We start from the raw sequence: 16,440 nt of genomic DNA, 5'->3' as shown, positions 1-16,440 counted from the left end.
TGGCTCGCCGCGGGCGGCGGCCGCCCGGCCGGCAAGGCGGTCAAGGCGTACCGCAGCACGGGCATCGCGGCGGGCGACGCCGCCCCGGGCGGGGCGCGCCGCCGCACCGCGGCACTCGTCTGACCTCAGACGCCGCGCCGTGTCAACGGCGGTCGGGAGCCAGGAGGGTGGTGAGCGAGCCCGCGTGCGCCCCTCCCGATTCGGCCACGATCTCGTCCACGCTCTGCGGCTCGCGGACGGTCGCGAAGGCGACGCCTCCGCTGCCGTCCGGGGCGAAGCCGTAAATGCCGGGCCGGGCGAGGGAGTTGTAGGCGTAGTGGTGCGCGAAGTAGTACGCGCCCGTGTCCAGCGCCGCCGCGTAGTCCCCCTGCTCCAGCAGCGGCAGCGTACGGCCCTCGGCCAGCAGGTCGCCCGCGAAGCAGGCGGGCCCGGCGACGTCCTGCACGACCCCGGGCCCGTCCTTGGGCCGCCCCTTGCCGTCGTAGGCGGCGATCCGCAGCGGCCAGGCGCTCGGCGCGTACACCGTCCGCGTCGCCACCTGTACGCCCGCGTGGGTGACCGCGACCGGCCGCCCGCCCGCGCTCTTGGCGTACTCCACCCGGGCCACCACCGTCCCGTGCTTGGCCAGCAGCGAGCGCCCGAACTCCGTGACCAGTCCGTACCGCCCGGAGAACAGGCCCGGCACTGCCTCGCCCAGCAGCCGCGCGTACTGCGCGTACGTCGGCGTCGTCTCGTCCGAGCCGAAGTTCACCGGCAGCCCGCCGCCGATGTCGAGCGTGTCGATCTGCCGGCGCCCGAGCCGCCGGTTGATCTCCTCGGCCAGCGCGTACGTCTCGGCCACGCCCTGCGCCATCAGCGAGAGCGGAATGCCCTGGGAGCCGGTGTGCGCATGCAGCCGCGTCAGCCACGGGCGGTCCGCGTACGCCCGTACGACCCACTCCCGCGCCCCCTCGTCGCGCAGCGCCACCCCGAACTTCGACGTCGCCGTCGCGGTGGACAGGGCCTCGATGGAACCGCCGCCCACCTGCGGATTCACCCGGATCCCGAGGGGGGAGCGGCTGGTGGCCGACCGCATCAGGGCGTCGATGCGGTCCAGTTCCTGCGGGTTGTCCGCGTTGACGGCGATGCCGAGCGCCAGCGCCTCGCGCAGCTCGGCCGGGGTCTTCGCCGGTGAGTCGAGCACCGTGCGGGACGGCGGTATCCCGGCCGCGCGCGCCAGCGCCAGCTCGCCCGGGCTCGCCACCTCGGCGCCGATGCCCTCGCGGTGCAGCAGCCGCAGCACCGGCACCAGCGGGCTCGCCTTCACCGCGAAGGCGTGCAGCACCGGGGTGCCGGGTGCCACGACGGCGTCGAACGCCGTGCGCAGTTCGCTCGCCGCCTCGCGGATGCCGGTGACGTCGAGCAGCCCCACGATGGGGGTGCCGGGCCCCAGCAGCCCCTGCTCCACGGCGGCCCGCACCGCCTCGTCGCGCCGGTCCGCCCGGCCCTGACCACCCACCCGACCGTCCATGCCGTTCTCCACCGCTTCCCCCGTGATCTCGTGGCCCGGCGCCGAAGTCACCATCCGGTGCGGCGGCCGGCGTGTGCAGTGCATCCAGCCAAACACCCACAGCTCGCCCGCGCTGGCCGACGGATGTATTGACTAGTTCTATTCAGGAAGCCAAGATGTGAATAACGGCAGCAACAATCCGCTAGGAGGCAGACCATGTCAGGACCCCGCCCCGTACGAGCGCCGCGCGGTACGGAACTGAGCGCCCTGGGATGGCAGCAGGAGGCCGCCCTGCGGATGCTGCAGAACAACCTCGACCCCGAGGTCGCCGAACACCCCGACAAGCTCGTCGTCTACGGCGGCACGGGCAAGGCCGCCCGCGACTGGCGCTCCTTCGACGCCATGGTCCGCACCCTGCGCACCCTCAAGCAGGACGAGACGATGCTGGTCCAGTCCGGCCGCCCCGTCGGCGTCATGCAGACCCACGAGTGGGCCCCGCGCGTTCTGATCGCCAACTCCAACCTGGTCGGCGACTGGGCCAACTGGGAGGAGTTCCGCCGCCTGGAGGCCCTCGGCCTGACCATGTACGGCCAGATGACCGCCGGTTCCTGGATCTACATCGGCACCCAGGGCATCCTCCAGGGCACCTACGAGACCTTCGCCGCCGTCGCCGCGAAGAAGTTCAACGGCACCCTCGCGGGCACCATCACCCTGACCGCCGGCCTCGGCGGCATGGGCGGCGCCCAGCCGCTCGCCGTCACCATGAACGACGGCGTCGCCCTCTGCATCGACTGCGACCCGCGCGCCATCGAGCGCCGCATCGAGCACCGCTACCTGGACGTGAAGGCCGACAGCCTGGAGCACGCCCTCCAGCTCGCGGTCGAGGCCCGTGACGCCCGCCGCCCGCTCTCCATCGGCCTGCTGGGCAACGCCGCCGAGCTGCTGCCCCGCATGCTCGCCGAGGGCGCGCCCATCGACATCGTCACCGACCAGACCTCCGCCCACGACCCGCTGGCGTATCTGCCGCTCGGCATGGACTTCGACGACATGGCGTCCGAGGCGACCAAGGACCCGGCCGGCTTCACCACCCGCGCCCGTGAGTCCATGGCCCGGCACGTGGAGGCGATGGTCGGCTTCATGGACGCCGGCGCCGAGGTCTTCGACTACGGCAACTCGATCCGCGGCGAGGCCCAACTCGCGGGCTACGACCGGGCGTTCGCCTTCCCCGGGTTCGTCCCCGCCTACATCCGGCCGCTGTTCTGCGAGGGCAAGGGCCCCTTCCGCTGGGCCGCGCTGTCCGGCGAGGCGTCGGACATCGCGAAGACGGACAAGGCGATCCTCGACCTGTTCCCGGAGAACGAGTCCCTCGCACGCTGGATCAAGATGGCGGGCGAGCGGGTCCACTTCCAGGGCCTGCCCGCGCGCATCTGCTGGCTCGGCTACGGCGAGCGGGACAAGGCCGGTGAGCGCTTCAACGACATGGTGGCGAGCGGTGAGCTGGCCGCGCCCCTGGTGATCGGCCGCGACCACCTGGACTGCGGGTCCGTCGCCTCCCCGTACCGCGAGACCGAGGCCATGCTCGACGGGTCGGACGCGATCGCGGACTGGCCGCTGCTGAACGCGATGGTGAACGTCGCCTCCGGGGCGTCCTGGGTGTCCATCCACCACGGCGGTGGGGTGGGGATGGGGCGGTCCATCCACGCCGGGCAGGTGACGGTGGCGGACGGGACGGCGCTGGCCGGGGAGAAGGTGCGGCGGGTGCTGACGAACGACCCCGGGATGGGGGTGATCCGGCATGTGGATGCCGGGTACGACATTGCGGAGTCCGTTGCCGGTGAGCGGGGTGTGCGGGTTCCTATGCGCGAGGGTGGGGACGCGTGAGCCAGCGCTCCGGTGAGCCGAGCGGCGACGGTCCGGTGGGGGCCGGTCTCTCGTCGCCGGGTGCCGCTTCGGCTGTGCCCACCCGTTCCGCCCTGCGGAACGACTGCCCACAGCCTGACGGGTCACAGCCCGCCGGCAGCGGCTCGTTCCACTCCATGTGGCGTGAGCTGCTGCCCATCGGGCGGCACGCCGACTCCCACGGATACCGCCGGTTCGCCTGGAGTGGGGCCGATGGTGAGTGCCGGGAGTGGTTCAGGGAGCAGGCCGAGGGGCGGGGGCTGGTCTACGAGGTCGACCGGAACGGGAATCAGTGGGCCTGGCTCGGGGATCCGGAGGCCGGGGACGCCGTGGTCACCGGGTCGCATCTCGACTCCGTGCCCGACGGGGGTGCCTTCGACGGGCCGCTCGGGGTCGTGTCCTCCTTCGCCGCCCTTGACGAACTGCGCGGCAGGGGCGCGGAGTTCGGGCGACCGCTCGCGGTCGTGAATTTCGGGGACGAGGAAGGTGCGCGGTTCGGGCTGGCGTGTGTCGGGTCGCGGCTCACCTCCGGGCAGCTGACCGTCGAGAACGCGCGGAAGCTGACCGACGGCGACGGGATCAGTCTGCCGAGGGCCATGGAGGCCGCCGGATACGACCCCGACGCCATCGGTGCGGACCCCGAACGGCTCGCCCGTATCGGTGCGTTCGTCGAGTTGCATGTCGAGCAGGGGCGGGCGCTGGACCTGTCCGGCGACCGGGTCGGCATCGCCAGCGCCATCTGGCCGCACGGGCGCTGGCGGTTCGACTTCCGGGGCGAGGCCAACCACGCCGGCACGACCCGTCTCGTCGACCGGCGCGACCCCATGCTGTCGTACGCCGAGACCGTGCTCGCCGCGCGGCGCGAGGCCGAACTCGCCGGTGCCGTCGCCACGTTCGGCAAGATCGCCGTCGAGCCGAACGGCGTCAACGCCATCCCCTCCCTGGTCCGCGGCTGGCTCGACTCCCGCGCCGCCGGCCAGGCGAGCCTCGACCAGGTGGTCGGCGGCATCGAGAAGGCCGCCCGCGAGTACGCAGCCGCGCACGGCGTCGACCTCGACGTCGTCCGTGAGTCCTTCACGCCCGTCGTCGAGTTCGACCACGCCCTGCGGGACGAACTGGCCCGCATCCTGGGCAAGGACACCGACCTCACCGTCCCCGTGCTCGGCACGGGCGCCGGACACGACGCCGGGATCCTCGCCGGGAGCATCCCGACCGCCATGCTGTTCGTGCGCAACCCCACCGGCGTCTCGCATTCCCCGGCCGAGTTCGCCGCCGAGGACGACTGCGTGGCCGGGGTGCTCGCACTCGCCGACGTACTGGAAGGGCTGGCCTGCAGGTGACGCACTCCCGCACGCGGACGTACTGGCTGGAGCACGCCTGGCTCGACACCCACGTCGAGCCGAGCGTGGCCCTGGAGGTCGCGGACGGCCGCATCGCAGCCGTCCGCACCGGCGTGCCCACGCCGCCACCGGGCGCCGAGATCCTGCGCGGACTGACCCTCCCGGGGCTGGCGAACGCCCACTCGCACGCCTTCCATCGCGCCCTGCGCTCCACCGTCCAGGTCGGCTCCGGCACCTTCTGGACCTGGCGCGAGGTCATGTACTCGTTCGCCGACAAGTTGACGCCCGAGACGTACCACGTGCTCGCCCGCGCTGTGTACGCCGAGATGGCCCTCGCGGGCGTCACCGCCGTCGGAGAGTTCCACTACGTCCACCACGCCCCCGGCGGCACCCCCTACGCCGACCCCAACGCGATGGGCGAGGCCCTGATCGCGGCCGCCGCCGAGGCCGGCATCCGCATCACCCTCCTCGACACCCTCTATCTCTCCTCCGCGATCCGCGACGAGCACCGCGGCGAGCCGCCCAACGGCCATCAGCTGCGCTTCTCCGACGGCAGCGCAGAGGCCTGGGCCGAACGCTGTTCAGTTCTCAAGGAACAGGATCACGCGCGGATCGGAGCGGCGATCCACTCCGTACGGGCCGTGCCCGCGGGCCAGTTGGCGACCGTGGCGCGCTGGGCCGAGGAGCGGGGGGCCCCGCTGCATGTGCACCTGTCCGAGCAGACCGCGGAGAACGACGCCTGCCTGGCCGCGCACGGCTGCACCCCGGCCCGGCTGCTCGCCGACCACGGCGTCCTCGGGCCGCGCACCACCGGCGTCCACAACACCCATCTCACGGACGAGGACATCGCCCTGATCGGCGGGTCGGGGACCGGCACCTGCATGTGCCCGACGACCGAGCGGGACCTCGCCGACGGCATCGGCCCGGCGGTCGCCCTGCAGAGGGCGGGCTCCCCGCTCTCCCTGGGCTCCGACAGCCATGCCGTGATCGACCTGCTCGAAGAGGCACGCGCCATGGAGCTCGACGAGCGCCTGCGCACCCGCACCCGCGGGCACTGGACCGCCGCGGCCCTGCTGCGCGCGGCCTCCGCCGAAGGCCATGCGGCCCTCGGATGGCAGGACGCGGGCATTCTGCAGCCGGGCGCGCTCGCCGACTTCACCACGATCGCGCTCGACTCGGTCAGAACGGCCGGAGCCGTGCCGCGACTCGGTGCGGAGACAGCCGTATTCGCCGCCTCGGCGGCCGATGTGCGGCATACGGTCGTGGGCGGACGGCAGGTCGTGCGGGACGGCGCCCACGTCCTCGTACCCGATGTGCCGGCCGCGCTGGCGGACGCCGTCGAAGCCCTGCGTGCCTGACACCCACAGCCATCCCCGAGGACGCCATGAGCAGCAGCACCGCCATCACCAACATCGCCACGCTGGTCACCAACGACCCCTCCCTCGGTGACAACTCCCCGCTCGGACTGCTCCAGGACGCGGCCGTCGTCATCGACGGCGACCGGGTCGTCTGGACCGGTGAGTCAAGCAAAGCACCCGCCACTGACAACCGGGTCGACGCCGGCGGCCGGGCGGTCCTGCCGGGCTTCGTGGACTCGCACTCGCACCTGGTCTTCGCGGGCGACCGGACGCAGGAGTTCAACGCCCGGATGTCCGGGCGGGCGTACAGCGCGGGCGGCATCCGTACGACGGTCGCGGCGACCCGGGCGGCCACGGACGCCGAACTGGAGGCGAACCTCACCCGCTATCTCGCCGAGGCCCTGCGCCAGGGCACGACCACCTTCGAGACCAAGTCCGGCTACGGCCTGACGACCGAGGACGAGTCCCGCGCCCTGCGCATCGCCGCCGGGCACACCGACGAGGTCACCTACCTGGGCGCGCACATCGTGTCGCCCGACTTCGCGGACGACCCGGCCGGCTATGTCGCCCTGGTCACCGGCGAGATGCTCGACGCATGTGCGCCGTACGCCCGTTGGATCGACGTGTTCTGCGAGCAGGGCGCCTTCGACGGCGACCAGGCCCGCGCGATCCTCACCGCGGGCAAGGCCAGGGGCCTGCACCCGCGCATCCACGCCAACCAGCTCTCCTACGGCCCCGGCGTCCAGCTGGCCGTGGAACTCGACGCCGCCAGCGCCGACCACTGCACCCATCTCACCGACGCGGACGTCGAGGCGCTCGCGAGCGGCGGCACGGTCGCCACCCTGCTGCCCGGCGCCGAGTTCTCCACCCGCGCCGAGTGGCCGAGCGCCCGCCGTCTGCTGGACGCCGGCGCCACGGTCGCCCTGTCCACCGACTGCAACCCCGGCTCGTCCTTCACCTCGTCCGTCCCCTTCTGCATCGCGCTCGCGGTGCGGGAGATGGGGATGACCCCCGACGAGGCGGTCTGGTCGGCCACCGCGGGCGGCGCGCGGGCCCTGCGCCGGGACGACGTCGGCCGGCTGGCCCCCGGCGCCCGCGCGGACCTGGTGCTCCTGGACGCCCCGAGCCATGTCCACCTCGCCTACCGTCCGGGCGTCCCGCTGGTCGCCGGTGTGTGGCGCCGGGGCGTGCGCGAGGTCTGAGCGGGCCCAGCAGCCCGTACAAACGCCCGAGCGCGGTGCACCCGACTCGGGGTGTACCGCGCTCGGCAGAGGCGTCACTGATGGTTCGGAGGGCGGGTCACTCCTCGAGCGTCAGTCCCTTGCGCAGCCGCAGCAGCGTCCGGGACAGCAGCCGCGACACATGCATCTGCGAGATGCCGAGCTCCTCCCCGATCTCCGACTGGGTCAGGCCCGCGACGAAGCGCAGCGACAGGATCTTCCGGTCCCGCGGCGGGAGTTCGGCGATCAGCGGCTTGAGCGACTCGACGTACTCGATGCCCTCGAGCCCGTGGTCCTCGTAGCCGATCCGGTCCGCGAGGGCGCCCTCGGCGTCGTCCTCCTCCGGCTGGGCGTCAAGGGAGGAGGCGGTGTACGCGTTCGACGCCGCCATGCCCTCGACGACCTCGTCCCTGGTCAGGCCGAGGCGCTCCGCGAGCTCCGCCACGGTCGGCGCCCGGTCCAGCTTCTGGGCCAGCTCGTCGCCGGCCTTGGCCAGGTCGAGCCGCAGCTCCTGCAGCCGGCGCGGCACGCGCACGGACCACGAGGTGTCACGGAAGAAGCGCTTGATCTCCCCGACGATGGTTGGCATCGCGAACGTGGGGAACTCCACACCCCGGGCCAGCTCGAACCGGTCGATCGCCTTGATCAGGCCTATCGTGCCGACCTGGATGATGTCCTCCATCGGCTCGCTGCGCGAACGGAACCGGGAGGCGGCGAACTTCACCAGTGCGAGGTTGAGCTCGACGAGGGTGTTGCGGACGTACGAGTACTCGTGCGTCCCTTCCTCGAGGGACTCGAGCCGTTCGAAGAGGGTCTTGGAGAGCGCTCGGGCGTCTACCGGCCCCACTTCGTCGTACGGGGGGATCTCCGGGAGTCCTACGAGCCCTGTCGGCCCCGCAAGCCCGGCAAGCGCGTCGGCGTCATTGCCCTCGATGGGATCCAGATGTTCCGGGGCGGGAGCCGACGTCGCCTCCTGGGTGTGCGATGCGTCGAGCCGGGGTGACATGATGTCCTCCATCGTTCTCGGCATATGGCTGCCGAAGCCAGTGCGTGCACTACGGTGTGCGGCGCCTCCAAAGCCGGCCGTGGTCGGTTACGTATCTCTACTAGCCCTACCCGCTTTCCCGCACCGTCCGCAAGTGCGTTCTGTGGGGATATGTCCGTTTGTGGGCGGTTGTTCGGGTGTCAGAGAGTGTGAGGAAGGCGTAGTGTTCGAGGGCGTGAGTCAGCAGCCACGACGTCGGGAGAAAGACGGTATGGACCGCGGGACGGTCGGTAGCGCGCAGTCTGGCCGGCTACTGGTGGAGGTCAGGGAAGAAGGCTCCAGCGCCGTCGTGACGCCGGCGGGTGAGCTGGATCACCACACCGCCGATCTGTTGCGCGAGCCACTCGAGGAGTGCCTCGCCAAGGGCTTCAGTCGGCTTGTGGTGGACTGCACGAGGCTGGAGTTCTGCGACTCCACCGGGCTCAACGTGCTGCTCGGCGCGCGCCTGAAGGCGGAGGCCGAAGGGGGCGGGGTGCATCTCGCGGGCATGCAGCCCGTGGTGGCCCGCGTCTTCGAGATCACCGGGGCGGAAGCGGTCTTCACCGTCCATGACACGCTCGAAGCGGCCCTGGCCGACACGGCCGGCTGATCCGCCGCGCGTTCGAGCGTGTGTTCCGCCCTGGACCTCCCCGTGTGACCGGCATTTTTTGGGCGTCTGGCCCTCGGTGCCGAATAAGGGGGTGTTCCGCCCGTTCGGTCGGGCAGGAGACATCCTGAACAGGTCGGCTGCGCAGCGACGGATCCACCGTCGAACTACGTAATGACTCTTGAATCGTGAACGGTGAATCGGTGAGGTGAAGCGCTGATGAGCACCACCCGGCCTTACTCGCCGGGCGACCGCGGCCCCGAGCCCAGCGGCGCTTCCGGGGTGTCAGAGGGGCATGCGGCCGCGTCGGCGGGCGCCCCGGCGTCGTCCGGGGACGGCCAGGTCCGCAGGCTGAGCTTCGAAGGCGCGAGCGGCGTCGTGCCGCTCGCTCGCGACTTCACCCGGCAGGCGCTGTACGCGTGGGGCTGGCTCCCCGCCGCCACGGCCGACCGGCGGGCCGCCGCCGAGGACGTCCTGCTCGTCGTCTCCGAGCTGGTCACCAACGCCTGCCTGCATGCCGAGGGCCCGGACGAGCTGTGGATCTCCTGCAGCAACAAGGTGCTCCGCATCGAGGTCTCCGACAAGGGTGCGGGCCAGCCGGCCCCCCGGACCCCGCACCGCGCGAGCCGCCCCGGCGGCCACGGCATGTTCATAGTGCAGCGGCTGTGCCTGGACTGGGGAGTCGTGCGCTCGCCGGGAGTGCCGGGCAAGACCGTGTGGGCGGAGCTGGGCGCGCCCGCGTAGCTCGCCCGGCCGCCCGGCCCCGACCCTGAAGTTACCGACGGTCACCCTCTCCGCTCCACTCGTCTTCCATGCGCGCCGGATCCCCACAACTCCGGCGCGCTCCGTGTCTTCCCTCCGCAAGACCCCGGGCGTACCTTGACGGCCGAATCTGATGTGCCGTCAGGAACTCGCAGAGGGAGCGGAATCGTGTCGTACCGGAAACGAACCGCCGCACTCGCGGGCGCCGCGGCCCTGGCCGGCTCCGTGGTGCTGCTCGCCGCCCCCGCCGCCGAGGCCAAGGTCGTCGACGTCAACTACCAGTGCAAGACGCCGATCGGGAACAAGAGCGCCGTCTCGCCCATCGACATCAAGGGCGTCAGGAGCGGCAGCGGCTACAAGCTCACCATGTCCTGGCAGAAGGGCGTCTCCTCCAGCCCGGTCGAGCTGGGCAAGGGCGCGATGAACCCGAGCGCCGTCATCAAGGTGGGCGGCGCCGACAGCGGCACCGTGAACGTCAGCGGGCCCGCCAATCAGGCCGCCATCCCCGCCAACACCCCCATCAAGATCAACGACTTGACGGGCACGTACACGCCGAAGAAGTCCGGCAGCGTCACCTTCACGCCGGGCGTGCTCACCATCAAGGCGCTCGGCACCACGACCACGTGCACGCCGTCCAACAGCCCCGGCCCGGCCCTGACGCTGGACGTCACGGCGACGGGCGGCGGCTCCTCCGGCGGCACCAGCCAGAGCGGCAGCGAGTCCGGCGCCTCCCTCCCGCAGACCGGCCCCGCCGACTCCGCGATCGCCCTCGGCACCCTCGGCGGCACGGTGCTCCTCGTGGGCGCGGCGGGCGCGCTGTGGATCACGCGGAGGAACCAGCAGCCCGGCCGCTGAACCACCGCCACGACCGCTGGAGCCGCCGGATGTCGCCTGCCGCCCGTGTCCTGTTCGCGTCCCTGCTGCTGGTGCTGGCCGCCGCCCCGTCGGCCCGCGCCGACGCCGGCTGGTCGCTCGCGCCCTCCGGCGGCAACCGGCCGTTCCTGTACGCCGAGGGCGCGCCGGGCACGGTCCTGCAGGACACGGTGTCCGTGACCAACCGCGGCGCGCGGGCGGTCACGGTACGGCTGAGCGGCAGCGGCGTCGCGGTCGTCTTCGCCGAGAGCCGGGTACGGGTGCCGGCCCGCACCCGCGCCGACGTCCCGTTCACCCTGAGCGCCCGCGACGACCGCACCGGCACGATCGTCGCCCGCGGCAGCGACGGCCGCGCGGCCACCATCCCGGTCCGGCTGCGGGTGGGCGGACCGGCCCTGTCCGCGCTGACCGTCGAGCACGTCTCGGTGCGCAGCGACGGCATCGCGTACGAGCTGGTCAACCGCGGTACGACCACCCTCGTACCGCGTCTGGCGGTGCACGCCGACGGCCTGCTGGGGCCGGTCCTGGACCGTTCCCCGCGCACCCTCGGGGTGCACCTCGCGCCGGGCCGCCGCGTCCGGCTCACCGAGCCCTGGCCCGACCGGCCCGCCCTGGACGCGGTGCGGGTGCGGCTCACCGTGACGGCGGCGGGCGGCGCGCACGACACGGCCGCCTCGTCGGCGCGGTTCGTGCCCTGGGGCGCGGTGGCCGGGGTCGCCGGGGCGGCGGTGGCCGGGGCCGCGCTGCTTCTCGTACGACGTCGCAGGCGCCGTACGCCCGAGGACGCGGAGCCCGAAACCCCGCGTACGGAAGTCGAGTTGACGGGAGCGGTGACGTGACGGGCAAGGTGCGCATGGCGGCGCTGCTGGCGGTGCTCGCGCTGCTGATGCTGCCCCTTTCGGCGGGCGCGGCGACGGCGGCGGACGGGCCGAGCGTGAAGCTGTCCAAGTCCCAGGCGGGGACGGGCGGTTCGATCACCGTCAGGGGCAGCGGCTGGCGGTCGCACGCGCTGCTGATGCTGCTGATCTGCGGGCAGTCCGTGCCCTCGCGCGGTGTCATCGGCGGCACCAACTCCTGCGCCAACGCCGACGGCAGGGCCGTCACCACCGACGCCAAGGGCACCTTCAGCAAGAAGCTGCCGGTCTCCGAGCCGCCGGTGCCCTGCCCGTGCGTGGTGCACGTGGCCACCGTGACCGGCGCCAAGGCCGATGCCGACGCGATCTTCCAGGTGGCCGGGCACGCGGTCGAACCGCTGCCCGCCGAACCGGCCGGCGGCCGGCTGACGGTCCTCACCGACACCCGGCTCGACGGTTCGAGCGGACTGCTCACCTGGTTCGGCGCACCGCCCTCGCGCACCCTGGTCTTCACCGTCGGCAACGTCGGCACGACCCCCGTCAAGAACCCGGTCCTCCAAGTCGGCACCTCCCACGGCGTGTTCGCCCCGCAGTGGGAGGACCAGCAGTGGCACGGCACCATCAAGCCCGGCGGCAAGGCGCGGATGAAGCTGCCCGTCGAACTCACCGCGGGCGCGCACGGCGACTACACCGTCTCGCTCAAGTACTCCGGGAAGGTGCTCGCCGAGCAGCCCTGGGGTGTGGGCCGCCCCTGGGGCGTGACCGTGTTCTGGGTCCTGGTCTGCCTGGTCGTACCGGCCGCGGTGTTCCGCGCCGGGATGGCGGTCGTGGACCGGGTCCGCCCGCGGCGCGCCGGAGGCATCCGGCACCGCGGGCTGCACCTGCCCGAACTGGCCCTGCATCTGCCGAAGTTCACCTCCCGGGTGCCCGAAGCACCCCCCTCCGCTTCGACCCTGCCGTGGTTCACCCCGGACTCCGATCCGGGGGGCGCGGACGGTCGGCTCTCCGCACCGCACGACGACAGCCCGACGAGTCGTACGACTCCCACCAGGAAGGGACCCACGTGAGAAAGCGAAGGAGAGTCACACCGGCAGGGCCGGGCAGGCTCGGCGCGGCGGGCGCCGCGCTGGTGCTCGGCGGCGCGGGCGCCCTGCTGGGGCTGACCGCCGGGCCCGCGCAGGCCGCGGAGGTGTCGTTCGCGACGCACTGCGTGCCGCCCGCGGGCATCGATCCCGTCGACGGCACCACCAAGGTCGAGGTCACCGCGCCGGCGACGGCGAAGGTGGGCGACACCGTGGACGTCGTATGGAAGTTCGTCCAGGCCGCCTCCAAGAACCCGGACATCATCGACCTGCCCGCCGACTCGGTGCAGCCGTCCGGCACCCTCAAGGCCGCCGGTGCGCAGGCCGCGTCGATCGCGATGCAGGGGGAGCGGAAGAACCCGGCCATCCCCAAGGGCGCCGAGATGGTGCTGTCCGACATGAAGGGCAGCCTGAAGCTGACGTCGCCCGGCGAGGTCACCCTCACCCCGGACGCATACACGGTCAACGCCATGTCGACGGACACGAAGTGCACGCCGACCGGGACGGTGCAGAAGGCGGCGACGATCGAGGTGTCACCGGGCGACGGCAGCTCGTCGAGCACGACGCCGGACCCCACGGACTCGGCCTCGCAGCCATCGTCCCCCTCGGCCTCGGCCTCGGCCCCGTCGGCGTCCGCCAGTGACGGCACCGGCAGCGACCAGAGCGACTTCACGGGCAAGGAGGTCGACATCCCCTACACCTGCCAGTCGCCCATCGGAGAGAAGAAGGCGACCTCGCCCATCCAGATCAACGCCAAGAAGAACGGCGGCAGTTATGGCCTCACCGTGCAGTTCAAGAAGTCGGTGATGGACAGCCCGGCCGACATCCCCAAGGGCTCGGTCAAGCCGTCGATGGAGGTCGTCCTCGGCGGCGCGGACAAGGGCTCCGTGCATGTCGAGGGCCCGACCAACTCCAAGGACATCAAGTCGGGCGACCCGATCGAGATCCCCGACCTGACCGGCACCTACAAGCCGGGCGCCGACGGCAAGTCAACGCTGTCCCCGGGCGTGCTGACCATCAACGCCCTCGGTACGACCACCACCTGCAAGCCCGACAAGACGGAGGTCTCCCTCACCCTGGACACCTCGGCCCAGGCGAGCGGCGCCTCGGGCGGCGGCTCCTCCACATCGGGCGGCGGCACCTCGTCGTCATCCTCGGGAGGCGGTCTCGCGGCCACGGGTTCTGACGACCACGGCGCCCTGAAGGCCCTGGGCCTGGTGGCAGGCACGGCGGTCCTGCTGGGCGGAGCGGTCTTCACGTTCATGCCGAAACGAAGGGTGCGCTGAAACGCCCTCAGGGGCGCGGGGAACTGCGCGACCAGCCACCCCCGACCCGCAGACGAAAGGGCCGCTGCACCCACCTAGTGGTGCAGCGGCCCTTTCGATGAAGCGGACCTCAGCGCACGTCCCCCATAAGAGACTTCACCTTGCGCCGGTACATCCACACCGCGAACCCGGCCAGGGCCGCGAGGGCAGCCTCGCCGAACACGGCAGACGTTCCGCTGAGATCGACCCCCGCGATCGCCGGGTTGGACAGCAGGCTCGTGATGGAGTCGCCCGCGGTGACCGCGAGGAACCACACGCCCATCATCTGCGAGGCGTACTTGGCGGGAGCCATCTTGGTCGTCACCGACAGGCCCACCGGGGACAGGCACAGCTCGCCGACGGTCTGGATGAAGTAGACGCCCACCAGCCACATCGGGCTGACCGCGGTGCCGTTCGCCGCCATGGCGAGCGGGACCAGGAAGAAGAAGAACGAGACACCGATCAGCACCAGGCCCATCGAGAACTTCACGATGGTGCTGGGCTCCTGGCCCTTGCGGTTCAGCCAGACCCACACCCAGGCGAAGACCGGGGCCAGCGCCATGATGAACAGCGGGTTCAGCGACTGGTACCAGGAGGTCGGGAAGTCGAAGCCGAGCAGGGACGTCGACGCCTTGCCCTCACCGAAGGCCTGGACGGTGGACGCGCCCTGGTCGTAGATCATCCAGAACACCGCGGCCGCGACGAAGAACCAGATGTAGCCGGTCATCTTCGACTGCTCGGTGGACGTCAGCTCCTTGTCCCGCTTGATGCGCAGCAGCACACCCGCCGGGATGATCAGGCCGATGACGGTGAGCGGGATCATCGCCCAGTTCAGCGTGAAGTGGCCGGTGAGGCCGACGACGCCGTAGAAGACGGTCGCTGCGATCAGCCAGAGCAGGCCCTTGCGCAGCCAGGACGCGCGCTCCTCGGCCGCCAGCGGCTTGGGGACGACGCTGGACTGCGGGTTCAGGTTGCGGGTGCCGAGCAGGAACGCGGCCAGACCGATCGCCATGCCGACCGCGGCCATGCCGAAGCCGAGGTGCCAGCTGACCTTCTGGCCGACGGTGCCGATGGCCAGCGGGGCGAAGAACGCGCCCACGTTGATGCCCATGTAGAAGATCGTGAAGCCGCCGTCGCGGCGCGGGTCGTCCGGGCCGTCGTAGAGGTGGCCCACCATCGTGGAGATGTTGGCCTTGAGCAGACCGGAACCGGCCGCGACCAGCGCCAGACCCGCGAAGAACGGCGCCTGACCGCCGGGCAGCGCCAGCGTGAGGTGACCCGCCATGATCGTGACGGCCGCGATGGCCACCGTCTTGCGGGGGCCCCAGACGCGGTCGCCGAGCCAGCCGCCCGGCATGGCGAGCAGATACACCATGGCCGAGTAGACGGATACGATCACCGTGGTGGTGGCCACGTCCATGGCCAGGCCGCCGCCCATGCTGCCCTTGCCGGCGTCGACGCCGCCGGACAGCAGATAGACGGTGAGCAGGGCCTTCATGCCGTAGTAGGAGAATCGCTCCCACATCTCGGTCATGAAGAGAGTGGCCAGACCGCGCGGGTGGCCGAAGAAGGTCTTCCCGGAGCCGGGGGTGCCCGGGCGGACCGAGTCCTTCGTCAAGCTGGACGCCATGGGTTGTTCCTTGCTGGTGGGGGTTTACCGCACACAAAAGAGACCTTCAGCGTCAAGTGGCAGCCAAAGGTCCCCGCAGTGCTACAGGCGTTCAGTCACCATACGGCAGGACACGGCCGGATATGGAAGGACTTGAGAGATGGATCACAGGTGAACGTGCAACCCTGCACCCGCTTTCCAAGGTCTCCCTCAGGATCTCACCGCACAGTCACAGGTTCGCCCCGTCGACGCCGAAGGTAAGAATCACGCGCGCCGATCACACCCCAGCACCTGTCAGGAGCGGACTACCATCACCTCATGACCCGTGTACTGCTCGCCGAGGACGACGCGTCCATCTCGGAGCCGCTGGCCCGCGCCCTGCGCAGGGAAGGTTACGAGGTCGAGGTGCGCGAGGACGGACCCACCGCGCTCGACGCCGGGATGCAGGGCGGCGTCGATCTGGTCGTGCTCGACCTCGGCCTGCCCGGCATGGACGGCCTGGAGGTCGCCCGCCGGCTGCGCGCCGAGGGCCACGCCGTGCCGATCCTCATCCTGACCGCGCGGGCCGACGAGGTGGACACCGTCGTCGGCCTCGACGCCGGAGCCGACGACTACGTCACCAAGCCCTTCCGGCTCGCCGAACTCCTCGCCCGCGTCCGGGCCCTGCTGCGGCGCGGTGCCGTCGAGCCCGCGCAGCCGCCCGCCACGCACGGCGTGCGCATCGACGTGGAGTCGCACCGCGCGTGGATGGGCGACGAGGAACTGCAGCTGACCGCCAAGGAGTTCGACCTGCTGCGGGTCCTGGTGCGGGACGCCGGGCGGGTCGTCACCCGGGACCAGCTGATGCGCGAGGTCTGGGACACCACCTGGTGGTCGTCGACCAAGACGCTCGACATGCACATCTCCTGGCTGCGCAAGAAGCTGGGCGACGACGCGGCGAACCCCCGGTACATCGCCACCGTGCGTGGCGTCGGCTTCCGGTTCGAGAAGAGCTGAGCCACCACCCGTAGGACGACCCA

Annotated in this window: 14 protein-coding genes; 11 read left to right on the top strand and 3 right to left on the bottom strand. The window is 71.6% G+C overall.

Annotation, left to right across the window (positions count from 1 at the left end):
* Positions 1-142 precede the first annotated feature (142 nt).
* Positions 143-1,510: a type III PLP-dependent enzyme domain-containing protein gene (locus JYK17_RS36065; protein WP_222812039.1), complete on the bottom strand. Its 1,368-nt coding sequence runs from the start codon at positions 1,508-1,510 to the stop codon at positions 143-145.
* Positions 1,511-1,705: 195 nt separating this feature from the next.
* Here JYK17_RS36065 and hutU point away from each other — a divergent pair, with 195 nt between their 5' ends.
* From hutU to hutI, 4 genes are all read left to right on the top strand, one after another.
* Entirely contained in the window at positions 1,706-3,370 is a 1,665-nt protein-coding gene (gene hutU, locus JYK17_RS36060; protein WP_128802137.1) for a urocanate hydratase, read from the top strand.
* A gap of 155 nt (positions 3,371-3,525) precedes the next feature.
* Positions 3,526-4,728: an allantoate amidohydrolase gene (locus JYK17_RS36055; RefSeq protein WP_128804442.1), complete on the top strand. Its 1,203-nt coding sequence runs from the start codon at positions 3,526-3,528 to the stop codon at positions 4,726-4,728.
* Positions 4,725-6,086: a formimidoylglutamate deiminase gene (locus JYK17_RS36050; RefSeq protein WP_222812038.1), complete on the top strand. Its 1,362-nt coding sequence runs from the start codon at positions 4,725-4,727 to the stop codon at positions 6,084-6,086. The genes JYK17_RS36055 and JYK17_RS36050 overlap by 4 nt, the downstream gene beginning before the upstream one ends.
* 26 nt (positions 6,087-6,112) lie before the next feature.
* Positions 6,113-7,288, top strand: coding sequence for an imidazolonepropionase (gene hutI, locus JYK17_RS36045; protein WP_108008202.1), 1,176 nt, complete (start codon positions 6,113-6,115; stop codon positions 7,286-7,288).
* A 97-nt stretch (positions 7,289-7,385) separates the two neighbouring features.
* Here the strand turns inward: hutI and JYK17_RS36040 are convergent, their stop codons facing one another.
* Positions 7,386-8,324, bottom strand: coding sequence for an RNA polymerase sigma factor SigF (locus JYK17_RS36040; protein ID WP_164932178.1), 939 nt, complete (start codon positions 8,322-8,324; stop codon positions 7,386-7,388).
* A 238-nt stretch (positions 8,325-8,562) separates the two neighbouring features.
* Between JYK17_RS36040 and JYK17_RS36035 the strand changes: the two genes are divergently transcribed.
* From JYK17_RS36035 to JYK17_RS36010, 6 genes are all read left to right on the top strand, one after another.
* Positions 8,563-8,940 (top strand): STAS domain-containing protein, encoded by a 378-nt coding sequence (locus JYK17_RS36035; RefSeq protein ID WP_222812037.1) that lies wholly within the window; start codon positions 8,563-8,565, stop codon positions 8,938-8,940.
* Between the two features lie 216 nt (positions 8,941-9,156).
* Entirely contained in the window at positions 9,157-9,681 is a 525-nt protein-coding gene (locus JYK17_RS36030) for an ATP-binding protein (protein ID WP_128802134.1), read from the top strand.
* Between the two features lie 186 nt (positions 9,682-9,867).
* Entirely contained in the window at positions 9,868-10,554 is a 687-nt protein-coding gene (locus tag JYK17_RS36025; RefSeq protein WP_108008196.1) for an LPXTG cell wall anchor domain-containing protein, read from the top strand.
* A gap of 29 nt (positions 10,555-10,583) precedes the next feature.
* Positions 10,584-11,411, top strand: coding sequence for a hypothetical protein (locus JYK17_RS36020; RefSeq protein WP_222812036.1), 828 nt, complete (start codon positions 10,584-10,586; stop codon positions 11,409-11,411).
* Positions 11,412-11,425: 14 nt separating this feature from the next.
* Positions 11,426-12,493: a hypothetical protein gene (locus tag JYK17_RS36015; protein ID WP_108009103.1), complete on the top strand. Its 1,068-nt coding sequence runs from the start codon at positions 11,426-11,428 to the stop codon at positions 12,491-12,493.
* Positions 12,494-12,555: 62 nt separating this feature from the next.
* Entirely contained in the window at positions 12,556-13,794 is a 1,239-nt protein-coding gene (locus tag JYK17_RS36010; RefSeq protein ID WP_222812041.1) for a hypothetical protein, read from the top strand.
* Between the two features lie 109 nt (positions 13,795-13,903).
* Here the strand turns inward: JYK17_RS36010 and JYK17_RS36005 are convergent, their stop codons facing one another.
* The gene (locus tag JYK17_RS36005; RefSeq protein WP_108008192.1) at positions 13,904-15,442 is read right to left on the bottom strand and encodes a peptide MFS transporter; all 1,539 of its coding nucleotides are present in this window, start codon (positions 15,440-15,442) and stop codon (positions 13,904-13,906) included.
* Positions 15,443-15,739: 297 nt separating this feature from the next.
* Here JYK17_RS36005 and JYK17_RS36000 point away from each other — a divergent pair, with 297 nt between their 5' ends.
* Complete coding sequence (locus tag JYK17_RS36000) at positions 15,740-16,417, top strand: response regulator transcription factor (protein WP_108008190.1); 678 nt, start codon at positions 15,740-15,742, stop codon at positions 16,415-16,417.
* Positions 16,418-16,440 lie beyond the last annotated feature (23 nt).

The sequence above is a fragment of the Streptomyces plumbidurans genome (assembly GCF_019857225.1).
Classification (GTDB): domain Bacteria; phylum Actinomycetota; class Actinomycetes; order Streptomycetales; family Streptomycetaceae; genus Streptomyces; species Streptomyces plumbidurans.
The sequence above is the reverse complement of the archived record's forward strand: the minus strand, read 5'-3'. Positions and strand labels throughout refer to the sequence as shown.

What these genes read in the sequence shown, in the direction of transcription:
- JYK17_RS36005 (WP_108008192.1), bottom strand. Translation starts at nt 15,442, where the DNA reads ATGGCGTCCAGCTTGACGAAGGACTCGGTCCGCCCGGGCACCCCCGGC.
- JYK17_RS36055 (WP_128804442.1), top strand. Translation starts at nt 3,526, where the DNA reads ATGTGGCGTGAGCTGCTGCCCATCGGGCGGCACGCCGACTCCCACGGA.
- JYK17_RS36030 (WP_128802134.1), top strand. Translation starts at nt 9,157, where the DNA reads ATGAGCACCACCCGGCCTTACTCGCCGGGCGACCGCGGCCCCGAGCCC.
- hutU (WP_128802137.1), top strand. Translation starts at nt 1,706, where the DNA reads ATGTCAGGACCCCGCCCCGTACGAGCGCCGCGCGGTACGGAACTGAGC.
- JYK17_RS36035 (WP_222812037.1), top strand. Translation starts at nt 8,563, where the DNA reads ATGGACCGCGGGACGGTCGGTAGCGCGCAGTCTGGCCGGCTACTGGTG.
- JYK17_RS36015 (WP_108009103.1), top strand. Translation starts at nt 11,426, where the DNA reads ATGGCGGCGCTGCTGGCGGTGCTCGCGCTGCTGATGCTGCCCCTTTCG.
- JYK17_RS36040 (WP_164932178.1), bottom strand. Translation starts at nt 8,324, where the DNA reads ATGGAGGACATCATGTCACCCCGGCTCGACGCATCGCACACCCAGGAG.
- JYK17_RS36065 (WP_222812039.1), bottom strand. Translation starts at nt 1,510, where the DNA reads ATGGACGGTCGGGTGGGTGGTCAGGGCCGGGCGGACCGGCGCGACGAG.
- JYK17_RS36000 (WP_108008190.1), top strand. Translation starts at nt 15,740, where the DNA reads ATGACCCGTGTACTGCTCGCCGAGGACGACGCGTCCATCTCGGAGCCG.
- JYK17_RS36020 (WP_222812036.1), top strand. Translation starts at nt 10,584, where the DNA reads ATGTCGCCTGCCGCCCGTGTCCTGTTCGCGTCCCTGCTGCTGGTGCTG.
- hutI (WP_108008202.1), top strand. Translation starts at nt 6,113, where the DNA reads ATGAGCAGCAGCACCGCCATCACCAACATCGCCACGCTGGTCACCAAC.